The organism is Haloarcula argentinensis DSM 12282 (assembly GCA_000336895.1).
GTDB lineage: Archaea > Halobacteriota > Halobacteria > Halobacteriales > Haloarculaceae > Haloarcula > Haloarcula argentinensis.
Map to the genome: position 1 here is coordinate 69,054 of AOLX01000014.1, position 13,060 is coordinate 82,113.

At 61.8% G+C, this 13,060-nt stretch carries 18 protein-coding genes; 9 read left to right on the forward strand and 9 right to left on the reverse strand.

The features are described from left to right. Positions 1–16: 16 nt before the first annotated feature. Together C443_RS04005 and C443_RS04010 are read right to left on the reverse strand one after the other, a co-directional pair. The gene (locus C443_RS04005; RefSeq protein ID WP_005534099.1) at positions 17–1,756 is read right to left on the reverse strand and encodes a hypothetical protein; all 1,740 of its coding nucleotides are present in this window, start codon (positions 1,754–1,756) and stop codon (positions 17–19) included. Beyond that, positions 1,753–3,033 carry a Single-stranded DNA binding protein gene (locus C443_RS04010; protein WP_005534101.1) on the reverse strand — a complete coding sequence of 427 codons (1,281 nt, stop codon included), beginning with the start codon at positions 3,031–3,033 and terminating at the stop codon, positions 1,753–1,755. Before C443_RS04010 ends, C443_RS04005 begins: the two co-directional genes overlap by 4 nt. Before the next feature lie 243 nt (positions 3,034–3,276). On the opposite strand from C443_RS04010, the gene C443_RS04015 reads away from it, so the two are divergent. Further along, on the forward strand, positions 3,277–3,735 hold the full coding sequence (locus C443_RS04015) for a hypothetical protein (RefSeq protein WP_005534103.1): 459 nt from the start codon (positions 3,277–3,279) through the stop codon (positions 3,733–3,735). Positions 3,736–3,779: 44 nt separating this feature from the next. Further along, the gene (locus tag C443_RS04020) at positions 3,780–4,439 is read left to right on the forward strand and encodes a 2,5-diamino-6-(ribosylamino)-4(3H)-pyrimidinone 5'-phosphate reductase (RefSeq protein WP_005534104.1); all 660 of its coding nucleotides are present in this window, start codon (positions 3,780–3,782) and stop codon (positions 4,437–4,439) included. Between the two features lie 16 nt (positions 4,440–4,455). On the opposite strand, the gene C443_RS04025 is transcribed toward C443_RS04020, so the two are convergent. Continuing rightward, complete coding sequence (locus tag C443_RS04025; RefSeq protein WP_004592488.1) at positions 4,456–4,743, reverse strand: DUF7545 family protein; 288 nt, start codon at positions 4,741–4,743, stop codon at positions 4,456–4,458. Positions 4,744–4,805: 62 nt separating this feature from the next. Continuing rightward, positions 4,806–5,855 (reverse strand): NAD(P)/FAD-dependent oxidoreductase, encoded by a 1,050-nt coding sequence (locus tag C443_RS04030; RefSeq protein WP_005534107.1) that lies wholly within the window; start codon positions 5,853–5,855, stop codon positions 4,806–4,808. Between the two features lie 101 nt (positions 5,856–5,956). Here C443_RS04030 and C443_RS04035 point away from each other — a divergent pair, with 101 nt between their 5' ends. The 6 genes from C443_RS04035 to C443_RS04060 all read left to right on the forward strand — a co-directional run bounded on the left by C443_RS04035 (position 5,957) and on the right by C443_RS04060 (position 9,358). Beyond that, positions 5,957–6,241, forward strand: coding sequence for a DUF357 domain-containing protein (locus C443_RS04035; protein WP_004592490.1), 285 nt, complete (start codon positions 5,957–5,959; stop codon positions 6,239–6,241). A gap of 74 nt (positions 6,242–6,315) precedes the next feature. Then, positions 6,316–6,831: a fasciclin domain-containing protein gene (locus tag C443_RS04040; RefSeq protein ID WP_005534109.1), complete on the forward strand. Its 516-nt coding sequence runs from the start codon at positions 6,316–6,318 to the stop codon at positions 6,829–6,831. Between the two features lie 200 nt (positions 6,832–7,031). Next, a complete protein-coding gene (locus tag C443_RS04045; RefSeq protein ID WP_005534111.1) occupies positions 7,032–7,307 on the forward strand; it encodes a winged helix-turn-helix domain-containing protein in 276 nt (91 codons plus the stop codon). Between the two features lie 55 nt (positions 7,308–7,362). Beyond that, positions 7,363–7,665 carry a hypothetical protein gene (locus tag C443_RS04050; RefSeq protein ID WP_005534112.1) on the forward strand — a complete coding sequence of 101 codons (303 nt, stop codon included), beginning with the start codon at positions 7,363–7,365 and terminating at the stop codon, positions 7,663–7,665. Positions 7,666–8,136: 471 nt separating this feature from the next. Continuing rightward, positions 8,137–9,105, forward strand: coding sequence for a transcription initiation factor IIB (locus tag C443_RS04055; RefSeq protein WP_004592494.1), 969 nt, complete (start codon positions 8,137–8,139; stop codon positions 9,103–9,105). Between the two features lie 73 nt (positions 9,106–9,178). Continuing rightward, positions 9,179–9,358 carry a DUF7836 family putative zinc-binding protein gene (locus C443_RS04060; RefSeq protein WP_004515550.1) on the forward strand — a complete coding sequence of 60 codons (180 nt, stop codon included), beginning with the start codon at positions 9,179–9,181 and terminating at the stop codon, positions 9,356–9,358. Here the strand turns inward: C443_RS04060 and C443_RS04065 are convergent, their stop codons facing one another. From C443_RS04065 to C443_RS04080, 5 genes are all read right to left on the reverse strand, one after another. Beyond that, positions 9,359–9,763: a translation initiation factor IF-2 subunit beta gene (locus C443_RS04065; RefSeq protein ID WP_005534118.1), complete on the reverse strand. Its 405-nt coding sequence runs from the start codon at positions 9,761–9,763 to the stop codon at positions 9,359–9,361. Positions 9,764–9,897: 134 nt separating this feature from the next. Further along, positions 9,898–10,071, reverse strand: a complete 174-nt coding sequence (locus C443_RS21430; RefSeq protein ID WP_154021034.1) for a DUF7556 family protein — start codon at positions 10,069–10,071, stop codon at positions 9,898–9,900. A gap of 198 nt (positions 10,072–10,269) precedes the next feature. Then, positions 10,270–11,013 (reverse strand): FAD-dependent thymidylate synthase, encoded by a 744-nt coding sequence (gene thyX, locus C443_RS04070; RefSeq protein ID WP_005534120.1) that lies wholly within the window; start codon positions 11,011–11,013, stop codon positions 10,270–10,272. A gap of 82 nt (positions 11,014–11,095) precedes the next feature. Next, the gene (locus tag C443_RS04075; protein WP_005534121.1) at positions 11,096–11,755 is read right to left on the reverse strand and encodes an RAD55 family ATPase; all 660 of its coding nucleotides are present in this window, start codon (positions 11,753–11,755) and stop codon (positions 11,096–11,098) included. 10 nt (positions 11,756–11,765) lie between these two features. Continuing rightward, positions 11,766–12,350, reverse strand: a complete 585-nt coding sequence (locus tag C443_RS04080; RefSeq protein WP_005534123.1) for a response regulator transcription factor — start codon at positions 12,348–12,350, stop codon at positions 11,766–11,768. A 122-nt stretch (positions 12,351–12,472) separates the two neighbouring features. On the opposite strand from C443_RS04080, the gene C443_RS04085 reads away from it, so the two are divergent. Further along, positions 12,473–13,048 (forward strand): MBL fold metallo-hydrolase, encoded by a 576-nt coding sequence (locus C443_RS04085; protein ID WP_005534125.1) that lies wholly within the window; start codon positions 12,473–12,475, stop codon positions 13,046–13,048. The last annotated feature ends 12 nt before the right edge of the window (positions 13,049–13,060 follow it).

Sequence of the window (13,060 nt, forward strand, 5' to 3'; positions counted from 1 at the left end):
GTGAGTCTTCGTTCGCTTATATCGGTTTGAGCTTGCCGTCGTCGGGTTCGTAACACCGACCGCCCATCAGGGCGTCCTGAATGGCGCCGTCCACCGCGTCGGCGTCGGCCCCGTAGCGGTCGACGACCGCCGCCAGCAGTTCTTCGCGGTCGGCCCCGTTGCCGTCGTCGAGTTCGTCCATGACCTCCATCGCGGCGTCTTCGAGATCAACGTCCTCGGCAGGCTCTGTGTCGCCGTCATCTACTGGGTCGCTTTCGGAGGTGGGTTCTGAGGCTGTTTCCGTCTCGGACCCGATCGTTTCGGGTTCGGACGTGGGCGCTGTCTCCGCCTCTTCTTCCGGTTCGGGTTCTGGCTCCGGAATCGACTCTGTCGTGGAGGCGGGCTCCGTCTCCGGCTCGCTGTCTACCGACGTGCCCGCGTCCGCCTCGGCGGATATCTCCTCGTCGGGGTCCGGCGTCTCGATACCGGCCTCGCCGGGCTCGTTGACCTCCGTACCCGTCTGGAAATCGGTGCCGTACTCCTGCTCGATCTCCTCGCGCTCGTCCTCGTCCAGTTCGAACTCCGGATCGAACTCGCCGAGGTCCTCGTCTGCGTCTGTCGTCGTTGCATCGCTGTCCGTGGCTGTCGACGTGGCCGCTTCTGGCTCGGCGGCGGTGGCGTCAGCGTCGGCTTCGGTCGTTTCGGCGCCCGCCACGCCGTCGGTCTCAGACGACGACTCCGGATCGCTCACGGACGTAGCTGTGGTCGAAGTTTCGGCCTCGGTGTCCGCCGCTTCGGTTTCCGTGGCCGACGGCGATGGCTCCGAAACATCCGTCGTCTCGTCGGTGCCAGCACCCTCGGTTGCCGGCTCTGTTGCCGGTTCGTCTGTAGGGATGTCGCTCCCTGTCGTCTCAGCCACTGGTTCGTCAGCTGTTGTCTCCGTTGCCGTCTCACTGGCTCCGGATTCTGTCGCCGGTTTGTCGGCCGTCTCGTCCGCGCCTGCCTCGTCTGCCGTTGTCTCTGGCGTGGAAACGTCGGTGTCGAGGTCGAGAGAGGCCAGCAGCGGAATCGGGTCGTCGGTCCCGTCGTCGGGTGACAGCGACAGCCCTTCCGCTTCGTCCGTGTCCCCGGCGACGACCCGAGCGGCGTCGAGCGCCGTTGTTCGGAGCGCGTCGAGGTAGTCGCCGGTCGTGCCGTAGTGGTCCAGCGCGAGCGTGATGCCCGCCGCGGCGCTCTCGTCGATGCCCTGGTCAAGCAACGCAAGGCGGAGTTCGTCGCCGGTCAGGCCGACCTGTTTCGCGCTGGCCATCTGCCCGATGCGCGAGACGGTCTGCTCGGCGGCCTGAATGACCCATCGGTCCCGCGTGTCTGCGTCCACTTCGCTGATGCTTTCGGGCCGTACCGAGGTGAACACCCGGTCGCTGTCGTCGGGCTGGAAGGTGCGGGCCTTGCCCGTAACGGCGACGAACATCGGCGGGTCGGCGGCTTCGAGGAAGGCCAGTTCGTCGGGCTGGTACTGGCCGGCGTAGATGACGAACGGGCCGGTCGGGTCCACGACGCGAGCGCGCAACACGTCGTCGTTGACCTGTTCGAGTTCGGTGAGGACGCCGACGAGGAACAGGCGGTTGACCCGCGCGCCGGTCGGCGTGACGACGTAGTTCGGCGCGCGTTCCTCATCGGACTCGGAGTACGAGAAGTCGGCGTCGTCGAACTCCGCGGCGAACAGCCGATGGGCGACCTCTCGGCGGCCGGGGCCGCTGTCTCCGGATTCGCTCATGTGTCTGCCTCCTGTAGGAGGGTCCGCGCACGCGTTGCGGGGTCGTCGTCGGCCTCGGCGAAGGTCGAGGCGGTAAGATTCGCGCCGTATTCATCGACCGACAGCGACCCGCGGACAACGTACTCGCGGCCCACGATACGGTCGCTGATACGGTCGGCGACCACTTCTTTATCCATCGCGTCGCGGGCGTGCTCGCGGGCGTCGTCGAGGTCGCCACCGTACACGCGGGCGGTGAGTTTATCATCAAGCACTGCGGTGACGGTGTCGGTTCCGTCGTCGAGGATGGCCTTCGTCCGCAGGTCGTCCTCGCCGTCGACCGCGCCGTGGGAGCGACACTGGCCGTTCTGAATGACGCGGCCACACTCCGGACAGCGCTCGATGAGGCCCGAGCCGTCCCGCACTTCGATGACGTTACCGGCCAGTTCCACGTCGAACAGGCCGCCGCTCTCGACGGCCTCGCGGATCGACAACCGGGGTGCGTCTTCGGCGACATCGACCGTGCGGTCCAGCGCGGTCACCGCCGAGAACTCGGAGACGTTCACCGATGGCGCGCCACGGAACTCACGGACGAACGTCTCGTCGAGGCGCACGGACGCCCCTTCCTCGATTTCGTCATGGGGCTCCCAGTCGGTGAACGGGAGCCGGCCGCTCTCGTCGCCGACGACGCCGCTGAGAATCGTTGTTTCGCCGTCGCGGCCGTCGATGACCTTCTGTTCGCATTCCAGCACCTGCACCTCGACAGTGATGCCGCGGTCGCCCGGTGCGAGGTCCTGCAACGCGGCGCGGCCGCCGACCTCGTAGTCGATGTCGAGTGTTTCGTCGACGACCTCGGGATTGGTGCTATCGCCCAGATTAAGTTCCGGCTGGCCGTCCCATTCGCGGACGCCGGCGTTGCCGAGCCGGACGGTCTGGCCGGGCTGGAGGTCGCCCGAGAAGCCGTCCCAGGCCGTGTAGGATATCTTGCCCGTTTCGTCGGCGAGTTCGCCCTCGCGGATGACGTGCTGTTCCCCGTTGTACTGGATGGACCGGCGACCCGACGTGAGCACCACGGCGGTGACCGTCACGTTCGAGTCGTCGGTCGAAACCTCGCTGATGGCCTTGCTCGACGGCGTGCTGTCGCCGCTTGAACTGCCATCGCCGTACTTCCGTCTGAGGCTCTGCTTGGCCTCGTCCATCGGGACGGAGTAGTTCACGAGGTTCTCCAGGTCGCGTGTGACCTCCTCTTTGTCAACACCGAGGTCGGAGGCGAGCTCCTCGGCATGGTCTTCGAGAGACATCGACTGACGGTTCGACGGGAGCACTCAAAAGCGTTTTCGGCCGGCCGTGCGCGTCACGACCGTTCACACCTGTTCAAAATCGCCCACAATTCTTATTTGTGATACTGTAATCTCTCAGAATATGAGCGTTGACCGTGTTGGGACGTTTCAATCGGCCAAATGGTCCGTTATTGGAGATATTCGACTAGTCGGAATTCGTGATATCAGATCAAATAATAACGGCAGTCGCACGGGAGCCTGACTATGGGTAGTATGTTCGGGTCGAAGCCGTCTGAGGCCCACGTCATCTGGCGCAGCGGTCGGAACAACGACGGCAAGAAGAAGTTCGATTTCGAGTATCTGGAGCTGTGGGCCGCCCACTTCGGCGTCGACTTCGAGCAGTGGACCCGTGTCGACCACGACCGTGCAGACGAACCCCGCGAGCAGTTCGCCTGCGTGTTCCGCTGGGCGAAAAGCGGCGGACAGGCACTCTCCGTCGGCGATCAGGAGTGGACGATGGGCTCACAGCGCAAACCCCGGACGTTCCTCGAAATCGACGAGGAAGGGATGGTCAGACTCCGGGGCTGGAGCACGGAGACGACGCTTGACGTCGAGGAACTCGTACTCAAAAAGACGGTGCTGAAGCTGCAAACCGCCGACGGCACGGTAAAGAAACTCGATGTCCGGAAGCTCTCGAAACGCCCCGAAACGACCTCCTCCTGAGCGTAACCCAAAAGCCGTTTGACGTGTCGCCGGCACGAACGAGTATGCACGTCGTCGTCAACGCCGCCATGAGTGTCGACGGGAAACTCTCTTCTCGCCGCCGCGAACAGATCGCTATCTCCGGCCCGGACGACTTCGACCGCGTCGACCAGCTTCGAGCCGACAGCGACGCAGTGATGGTCGGCGTCGGGACGATTCTCGCCGACGATCCCTCACTGACTGTCGACGATGCCGATCGCCGCGCCGCCCGGGCTGACCGCGGCAAACCGGAAAACCCCGCACGCGTCGTCGCCGATTCCCGCATCCGAACGCCGCCGGACGCCACGGTGCTTGACGGCCGCGCCCAGACCTACCTCCTCGTCAGCGAGGCCGCGCCGCCGGACTTCATCGAGGAAATGGAAGACGCTGGCGCGTACGTCATCGCTGCCGGGCAAGACCAAGTCGATCTGACGACGACGCTCGCGAAGCTAGAAGGCGACGGGATCGACCAGCTCATGGTCGAAGGCGGCGGCGAACTCATCTTCGGCCTGTTAGAGGAGGCGCTGGTCGACGAACTGTTCGTCTACATCGGCTCAAAGGTCATCGGCGGCCGGGACGCGCCGACGCTGGCTGACGGCGACGGCTTCATCGAGGACTTCCCGGAGCCAGAGCTGGCCGGCGTCGAACGAGTCGACGACGGCGTAGTGCTTCACTGGCAGTTCTGAGAACTGGCCGGCAGAATTAGTGGTCGTGGCCGGTCAGCTCGGCGAAGGACTGGCCGAAGCGCTCCTCGAACAGTTCGCTGGTCTCCTCTTCGAGCGCGACGATCTGCTCGTCTGGCTCGCCCTGTGCGTGGTGGACGGCGCTGTGAATCCGCTGGGTCATGCCGAACATCGCGATGTCGCCGACGACCTGCGGGTCCGTCTCGTCCGGTGACTCGCGGAGGATATCCACGAGTTCGCTCGGGACTGTGAGTTCGTCGGTCTCTTCGCCGTCGTCGATAGTCAGCGTGACAGTGTCGGTTGCCATGCCATTGACTCCGGGGGCTATCCTAAAGGGTCTGTGGATGTGAGAACGGAGAAGCAGGCGCGCTAGTCGTCGGCTTCTACAGTAGCTTCGGACTCCGCCTCGGCTGCGGCCTCGGCCTGTGATTCGAGGTACTCGTCGGCGTCGATGGCGGCTTTACAGCCCATCCCGGCGGCGGTAACGGCCTGCTGGTAGTGGTAGTCGACCACGTCGCCGGCACCGAAGATACCGTCCACGTCGGTGGCGGTCTGGTCGCCGCCGGTGCCGCCGTGGGTCTGGATGTAGCCGGTATCGTCCAGTTCGACGCCGGTGGCTTCGAGGTAGTCAGTGTTCGGCGTGTGGCCGATGGCGATAAAGACAGCACCAACGTCGAAGTCGAAGGTTTCGGTCCCGTCGTCGTCGAGCTTCTCGCTCGGATGGCCCTCGTCGTTCCGTGCGAGGGTGACGTGGTCGACTCCGTCCTCGGGGGAGCCGTGCATTTCCAGCAGTTCGGTGTTGCGCATGATCTCGATTTCGCCCTCGTCGACCTTCTGCTGGACGCGGTCGATCCAATAGTCCTCGGCGCGGAACTCCTCGCGGCGGTGGGCGATGTAGACGGTGTCGGCGAACTTCGTGAGGAAGTGGGCCTCCTCCATGGCCGCGTCGCCGCCGCCGACGACGAGCATGTCCTCGCCGCGGAAAAACGCGCCGTCGCAGGTCGCACACGTCGAGACGCCGTAGCCCATTAGTTCGTCCTCACCGGGGACGCCCAGCGTGCGGGCGCTGGCTCCGGAGGCGGCGATGAAGGCATCGCAGGTGTAGACATCGCCGTTCGACAGCTCTACGCGGAACGGCCGCTCGCTGTCGTCGATGTCGGCGACGATGCCGTGTTCCAGCTCAGCGCCGAAGCGCTCAGCCTGCTCTTTCATGTTGTTGATGAGGTCCGGACCGGAGAGTCCCTCGGGGAAGCCGGGGAAGTTCTCGACTTCGCTGGTCAGCGTGAGCTGCCCGCCGGGTTCGTCGCCTTCGAGAACGAGTGGGTCGTTGTTGCTCCTGGCGGCGTAGATGGCCGCTGTCAGTCCCGCTGCGCCCGTGCCAGCGACGATGAGTCGTCGGTGTTCGACCGATTCTGTCATTAGCCAAGTTAGACTACCGGGCCGTATTTAGCTTGTGTTGTCGTGCGCCAAACTCGCATCGGGACGACACGCTTAGGCCGCTGCCACCGTTCGCTGGGCGTATGGCCGCAGATCTCGAAGAGAAGACTGACCGCTACGAAGGACTACTCGCGGAGGCACTCGACGCAGCATCAGTCGCGCCTCCTGAAGGGACGCCAATGCACGACGCAGCCCTGGACTGTGAGGAGATGGCGGCGTCATATCTGAAAGATGGGCGTCACTTTAGAGACGACGACGACCTCGTGAACGCACTGGCGTCGTTCTCGTACGGGCACGCGTGGCTGGACGCGGGCGCACGCATTGGCCTGTTCGACGTGCCGACCGAAGGGCATCTGTTTACGGTCTGAAACTATGGTCTAATTTGGGTCCCAGCTCGGAAACTGATTAAGTGTCAACAATCCTCTGAATCCCATGGGTTTCCATGAAACGGACCAGACGCGGTGTCCTACGGAGTATCGGTGCTGGAACAGCAGTCGGTGGCGTCGGTACCGTGAGTGCCGCGCCGCCGAGAGACGGCGAGACGATTGCCGACATTGCCTCAAATGACGGCCGATTCACGATTTTGGTTGCGGCACTCGATGAAGCAGACCTTGTGGAGACGCTCGACGGAAACAGACAACTGACAGTGTTTGCGCCAACCGATGCGGCGTTCGACAACTTGCTGAGTGATTTAGGTATTAGCAAGGAGGAGCTGTTGAACCGAGACGATCTCGATGAAATCCTTACGTACCACGTTGCTCCGGGTCGTCGCGACGCCGAGTCGATCACCACCTCCGATGAGGTGCCGACACTGAATGGGGCGAAAGTATATGTCGATGGGACTGTTCTCAACGGCGACCAGGCCAAAATCTTCGAGACAAACATCGAGGCCTCGAATGGATACATCCACGCGATCAACGGCGACAACGTCGATGGCGCCGGTGTCTTGCTCCCATAGGCCGGGGTACACTACAGTCTGCGTGGCCATGACAGCTGACCGGAACGGCTCTCTCCCGATGTCTACCTACCCCTTGCTCGGCCGGGTCGACCCGGTCTCCGTCACTTCCGCTGATGCCTGACTGCCCCGGTTTCGGTCGTAGGCAGCTATCATGGATTCGGCCAGAGGATATACGTGTGACCGGAGAGATAGGTTCGCTGATGGAGGGTGTCCTCTGGTACGTTCTCTCCGGGACCCGTGGGGGGCCAAACAGAGCCCGTATCCTCACGGCGCTTAAGCGGCGGCCCCGGAATGCCAACCAATTGGCCGAGGACCTCAACCTTGACTACAAAACTGTCCGGCACCACCTCGACGTGCTGTTGGACAACGGCGTCGTTGACAACACCGGCGGCGACTACGGTTCAGTCTACATGCTGACAGACAGGACCGAACAGTACTGGGACACTATCGAGGAAATCATCGCGGAGATCGAGTGACAATGGCTGAAAGCAAGCACGGAGTTTTACCACGAGCCGGCATAGGGGGGCACAGATGGCAGTCTGGATGACCGCGGCGAGTGTCGCCTCCGCCCTTAATATGATTGTGCTGCTACTGCTGCTATCAGTCTGGGCCCGGAACTACCTAACGGTGCGCTCGAAGCACGCGCTGGGACTGACCGTCTTCGGGCTCCTGTTGCTCGCCGAGAACTGCCTGTCCGTCTACTATTATGTCCTTGATCCAGAGGTCGCCGTCTTGTTGCGAAGCGCCGCACCTGTCGCCGGCCGCGCAATGACGTTTGTCGCGATACTGGAACTCGGTGGGCTACTGTTTCTGGCGTGGATCTCGTTCGACTGAGCGGTCGCTATGATATCCCTCAGATGGAGGCTGTCGCTGCATGAATGTATGTATCTGGTACGTAATTATAACCAAGCTGTATTGACTGGTAACATCGCTTTTTATATCTCATCACTCCCCCACGATGTGCGGAACCACACTGTGACTCCCACTGACCCGGTAATTCCGGGACCCACTCGCCGTTCTCACCAGAGTGACTGTCGCAGTGTGAGGGCTGGTCGTTCAGCAGGGTACCGATGGCGTCACGCGGCGTTGCAGTCCCCCGATTACGCGTCAAGTCTAGGAGTTAACGGTCACCGCCAAGGTTATATATCTCTACAGGGGCCATGCTATACCCTATCACGCCGTCATACTGCGGTTTATGCCGAAAATCGGCGAAAGATTTATATACTTTACGGACTAACTATAGGGTAAGACAAACCCCCAATCAGTCTTAAAATTTCTGCACCCGGCAGAACAGGACTCCCAATCATGAGTGAATCAACAACGCGGACAAGCACACGAGAACGAGACGAGCAAATCACCGAATCGACAGAACAGGAGGCCGTAGAGACCTGCCCCGAATGTAGTGGAAACGTCGTTACGGACACTGAACACGGCGAAACAGTCTGTGAAGACTGTGGGCTAGTTGTCGAGGAGGACGAGATCGACCACGGGCCGGAGTGGCGGGCGTTCAACTCCGCAGAGAAGGATCGCAAGTCCCGCGTCGGCGCGCCGACGACGAACATGATGCACGACAAGGGCCTCTCGACGAACATCGGCTGGCAGAACAAGGACGCCTATGGGCGCTCCCTCTCCAGCGAACAGCGGCAGAAGATGCAGCGGCTCCGGACCTGGAACGAACGGTTCCGGACCCGTGACTCCAAGGAACGCAACCTCAAGCAGGCACTCGGCGAAATCGACCGGATGGCCTCTGCGCTGGGGCTTCCCCAGAACGTCCGCGAGACATCCAGCGTCATCTATCGCCGTGCGCTCGGTGACGACCTGCTCCCGGGTCGCTCCATCGAGGGCGTCGCCACGTCCGCGCTCTACGCGGCCGCCCGTATGGCCGGGAATCCCCGGTCGCTGGACGAGATGGCCCGCGTCTCCCGCGTCGAAAAGATGGAACTCACGCGGACCTACCGCTACATCGTCCGAGAACTCAGCCTCGAAGTCCAGCCGGCGGACCCGGAACACTACCTCCCGCGGTTCATCTCCGACCTCGGCCTCAGCGAGGAGACCCAGCGACAGGCCCGCGACCTCGTCGAAGGTGCTCGTCAGTCGGGGATGCTCTCCGGCAAATCGCCGGTCGGCATCGCCGCTGCGGCCGTCTACGCCGCCGCGTTGCTGACCAACGAGAAGGTCACACAGAGCCAGGTCAGCGACGTCGCTGACATCTCTGAAGTGACGATCCGAAACCGATACAAGGAACTCCTCGAAGCCGAAGATCTTCCGGCCTGACACCCGAGTGAAGGCAGACTAATGGGGAGACGACAAGGCTTTTAATCATTGGCTATGTGTGTGAGTAACATACATGGAGGAAGCGTACGTGCGATTGCTCTGTCCTGAGTGTAAGAAAGACTGGGAATCGACGCCGACGGATTTGCCGCGACACGACACGACGTTCCACTGCCCGAACTGTCACGCGAGCCATCGGCTCGCTGTTTTCACCCGCACAGAAAACGACTTGCAGACGCTGAAAGGACTGCAGTAACTACTCGCTCGTCGCCGAGCGTGCGCCACACGCCTCACAGCGGAGCAACAGCGCACCCTGTTCCCGCTCCAGTTGCGTGTCGGGCAGTCCACACTCCGAGCAGAGCACGAACTCGTCGACGTACTCGTCGATGGACGCCTCGATACGGTTGGCACCGAATTCACCGGTCAGTCGTGCCCGTCCGCTTTCGTCGATGTGGCCGCTCGTCCCGAGGTCGTTCTGCAGGAACTTCATCACGTGGTCGTCCTCGCGTCCGAGTCGGGAACACGTCGACTGGAAGTTCTCGTAGACGGTGACGTTCCCCTCCTGTCGGACATCTGGATCGGGAACCTCGAACCGCTCGCTTGTGCCGTCGATCTCGGGCGTCTCCTCCATCGCCCGGTCGAGCATATCGTCGTATTCCATACTCATACGTCACAGAGCGGTCAACAAAAACTTTTCATACGGATTGTTGGAGCGATTTACCGGTCTGTGTCGACCGCGAGACCGGCACTATCCGGACATAATCTATAACAATCCGTATCAGCCGGTAGCTGCCGTTATCGCCAGGCTGTAAGTGTACAGGTCTCGTCCGCTACCATCGAAATCCAGGTGTCATCGTGGGCAATATCGGCGATGACGAACCGCTGCTGGCCGTCGACATCGTCGACAGCACACATCACATCAGACGCAGTGCCCGACCGACGGGTGGGACGTTCAACCTCGTAAGACACAATTGTTCATCTAGGATGTGCGGTAATGAATGTGTCGTACTCGTTTCGTCTTTTGATACTCCGAAATCCGACCGCTTACGCAACAAAACGTCTTGAGTATTGCTATTGCCGTTGTGAGTATCAAGGTCGATTCGACAATCGACGGTACTCACGGTCGGAGACAGCCGTTCTGAATCCCAACAAGACGTGCCGGAACTGTCAGGGGGCGAGGCGGTTCTTGCGTCCCTTCATCTCCCGCTCGTAGTAATCAAAGGTCTTGGGACACCAGTCGGCCGCTAGGTCGAGCATCTCCTCTGTCATCTCCCGAATCTCCCACTGTGCGTCCGCCGCGGCTCGCATATCCGCGACGTGCATCAACATCCGGGCGTTCATCGACATCACGATGTTCACCTTGGTGCCGATGGGCAGTACGAACCGGGCGTCTTCCGGCGGCATTCCGAGTTCAAGGAGCTCCTGATACGATTCGACTGCCTGCTCGATGGTGTCTTTGAATATCTCCGTGCGTTCTTCGAACTCCTCGTCTGAGACGCTGGCCTTCTGCTGATTCCGGCCGATCCAGTCCGGGTCCGTCGCGGACGGCGGCGTCACGACCAGCTCGCCCTCACGGACGGCTTCGGGGTCTATGTCGTCGAAGGAGACGTACCGCATCGACTGCACGTCGAAGGAGACGTGCCGGTGACGGGTGATTTGGGCCATACAGGAGCGGGAGACGCCTTCCACGGCGAAGGTGGCCTGTGCATGTTCGAAGGGACCGAAGTGGCCGTGGTCGAGCAGATGCCCGATGAGCGTCTCCTTTTTGTCGTCGAGGGTGTCGCCGTCGACTTCAGCCATCGTCGCTTCGAACGACTGGCTGCCGACGGAGGTGTCGCTGTAGTCGTTGCGTGCTGCCTTGCAGATGAGATCCTCGGGGTCGTCTGTGGCTTCGAGCAGCTTTACGTCCATATCGGGTGGGTGAACCGGAGCGGCAAAATACTTCCTTCCCGGACCGACAGGGCGTTCGGACCACCTGTGGATGGCTCCGGACTCAAATGTCCTGCCAGTCGGTCGGCTCGCCGGCCAGGCCGAGTACGCGGGCCTCTCGGCCGCCGCCCTCCGCGTCGCGCACGTCGATCATCCCGTCGAACGCCTGCTTGATGACCTGCAGGGTCTGGTCGTCGTGGGCTCCCGAGTCGATAGTGAATACGCCGATGTAGCCCGCGGAGTCCAGCCGCGAGGACAGCACGTGACAGAACTTGAAGACGGTCTTCTTGTCCGTGTATGTCAGCATCGTCGACAGCGAGACGAGAGCCAGACGGCCCTGCTCGTTGCCGGCGTTGTGCAGCCCCTCCAGCGCCTTCGTGATGCCGATACCGATGCCGGTGAGATCACCGGGCGAAGAGACGTGGTGGGCGTGGGCGTTGCCAATGGCCTCCTCGTCCGTGCCACCCTCGCCGCGACAGTCGATGACACCGAGCTGGGAATCGTCGAGATCTGGCACGAGCGATCGGAACTCCTCGACGACGCTGCCCGCGCCGTCACCGGTCGTCACGACCACCGCGCCGTCACCCTTGTCCAACCCATCGGCGAGAATATCGTATGCGAGTCGTTCCTTCCCGCTCATTGCTGGGCCGGAGATCAGGATACTAGATCCTGGCCGGACCTCACTGAGCGCATCGAACTCTAGTACTGAGGTGAGATCATACATTGTTTGTCGCTCAGTTGTCTTCATCGTCGCTCAGTCCGCGAAGCGTTGCGATGAAATCGGAGTCGTCTTCGATGCCACCGAGTGTCTCCGAGAGGTCGTCTCGCATCTCCACGACTCTCTGGGTTAGTTCGTCGTACTGGTCGCTCTCCGCCAGTTCCGCGCTCGACTTCGTCGCTTCGAGCGTCGCCTGCTTCTCGACGAGTGCGTAGTACTCCTGCAGCAGGGAGTCGTACTCGGAGCGGTCGAGCAGATTGTCGACCGTCTCGTGGAGTTGTTCGCTCCGGATCGGCTTCGAGAGGTATGCATCAAAGCCCATCTCCAGAATATCGAAGTCCGGCTCGACGGCGGTGACCATCGCCACCCGGCAGCCAAGGTCACGCTCGCGAATGCGCTCAAGCACTTCATCCCCGGAGAGACCGGGCATCATCCGGTCGAGCAGCACGACATCGACATCCGCGTCCAGTTGCTCCAGGCCCTCGTCGCCGTTCTGTGCCATGCGGACCTCGTACTCCTGTTGCAGCCACAGTTTGTACGTCTCGGCAACATCTGGTTCGTCTTCGACGATAAGCACCACAGGTAGGTCCGAATCTGACATAATGTTCTACTATCCCCCGTTTGCATATCCACGTACATAGCCCTGTGGGTGCGGGCGTGCAGCGCGTCTCGGGCGGTGACAGAACGATACCCACATCCGGGACGACGGTCAATAGGCGGGTAATGATTCGAAATCTCGCCCGTGGGCAACAGGCCTTCACGAGCAACGTGTTCCTCGTCACCGGGGAGCGAACCGTGCTGGTGGACGTCGGTAACGAGTTCGATGTGGTGTCGGCTGTCGAAGAACACGTCGACGATATCGACGCTGTCGCCGTCACCCACACCCACTACGACCACGTCGAGAACCTCGACAGCGTCGTCGACGCCTTCGACGTCCCGGTGTACGGCTACGACACGGACCAGGACGGAATCGAGCACGCTATCGCCGACGACGAGACGATACAGCTTGGCGACCACGACTACCGGGCGCTGCACACGCCCGGCCACAAGAACGACCATCTCTGCTTCTACTCGGACGACGCCGGCATCCTGTTCGCTGGTGATCTCGTGTTTGCCAACGGGAGCTTCGGTCGGACCGACCTCGACGAAGGGAATCGGGACCTGCTCGTCGACAGCATCGATCGGGTACTGTCGGTTGTCGACGAGGACCTACAGGAGATGCACACCGGCCACGGACCGAGCGTCACCGACGCGCCGTATCAGGACATCGAACTGGCGCTGCAAGCCGCGAAGTTCTGAGGGGGCTGGCCG

What these genes read in the sequence shown, in the direction of transcription:
- C443_RS04005 (WP_005534099.1), bottom strand. Translation starts at nt 1,756, where the DNA reads ATGAGCGAATCCGGAGACAGCGGCCCCGGCCGCCGAGAGGTCGCCCAT.
- C443_RS04075 (WP_005534121.1), bottom strand. Translation starts at nt 11,755, where the DNA reads ATGTATGATCTCACCTCAGTACTAGAGTTCGATGCGCTCAGTGAGGTC.
- C443_RS04055 (WP_004592494.1), top strand. Translation starts at nt 8,137, where the DNA reads ATGAGTGAATCAACAACGCGGACAAGCACACGAGAACGAGACGAGCAA.
- C443_RS04085 (WP_005534125.1), top strand. Translation starts at nt 12,473, where the DNA reads ATGATTCGAAATCTCGCCCGTGGGCAACAGGCCTTCACGAGCAACGTG.
- C443_RS04060 (WP_004515550.1), top strand. Translation starts at nt 9,179, where the DNA reads ATGGAGGAAGCGTACGTGCGATTGCTCTGTCCTGAGTGTAAGAAAGAC.
- thyX (WP_005534120.1), bottom strand. Translation starts at nt 11,013, where the DNA reads ATGGACGTAAAGCTGCTCGAAGCCACAGACGACCCCGAGGATCTCATC.
- C443_RS04035 (WP_004592490.1), top strand. Translation starts at nt 5,957, where the DNA reads ATGGCCGCAGATCTCGAAGAGAAGACTGACCGCTACGAAGGACTACTC.
- C443_RS04065 (WP_005534118.1), bottom strand. Translation starts at nt 9,763, where the DNA reads ATGGAATACGACGATATGCTCGACCGGGCGATGGAGGAGACGCCCGAG.
- C443_RS04030 (WP_005534107.1), bottom strand. Translation starts at nt 5,855, where the DNA reads ATGACAGAATCGGTCGAACACCGACGACTCATCGTCGCTGGCACGGGC.
- C443_RS04015 (WP_005534103.1), top strand. Translation starts at nt 3,277, where the DNA reads ATGGGTAGTATGTTCGGGTCGAAGCCGTCTGAGGCCCACGTCATCTGG.
- C443_RS04050 (WP_005534112.1), top strand. Translation starts at nt 7,363, where the DNA reads ATGGCAGTCTGGATGACCGCGGCGAGTGTCGCCTCCGCCCTTAATATG.
- C443_RS04020 (WP_005534104.1), top strand. Translation starts at nt 3,780, where the DNA reads ATGCACGTCGTCGTCAACGCCGCCATGAGTGTCGACGGGAAACTCTCT.
- C443_RS04080 (WP_005534123.1), bottom strand. Translation starts at nt 12,350, where the DNA reads ATGTCAGATTCGGACCTACCTGTGGTGCTTATCGTCGAAGACGAACCA.
- C443_RS04025 (WP_004592488.1), bottom strand. Translation starts at nt 4,743, where the DNA reads ATGGCAACCGACACTGTCACGCTGACTATCGACGACGGCGAAGAGACC.
- C443_RS04010 (WP_005534101.1), bottom strand. Translation starts at nt 3,033, where the DNA reads ATGTCTCTCGAAGACCATGCCGAGGAGCTCGCCTCCGACCTCGGTGTT.
- C443_RS04040 (WP_005534109.1), top strand. Translation starts at nt 6,316, where the DNA reads ATGAAACGGACCAGACGCGGTGTCCTACGGAGTATCGGTGCTGGAACA.
- C443_RS04045 (WP_005534111.1), top strand. Translation starts at nt 7,032, where the DNA reads ATGGAGGGTGTCCTCTGGTACGTTCTCTCCGGGACCCGTGGGGGGCCA.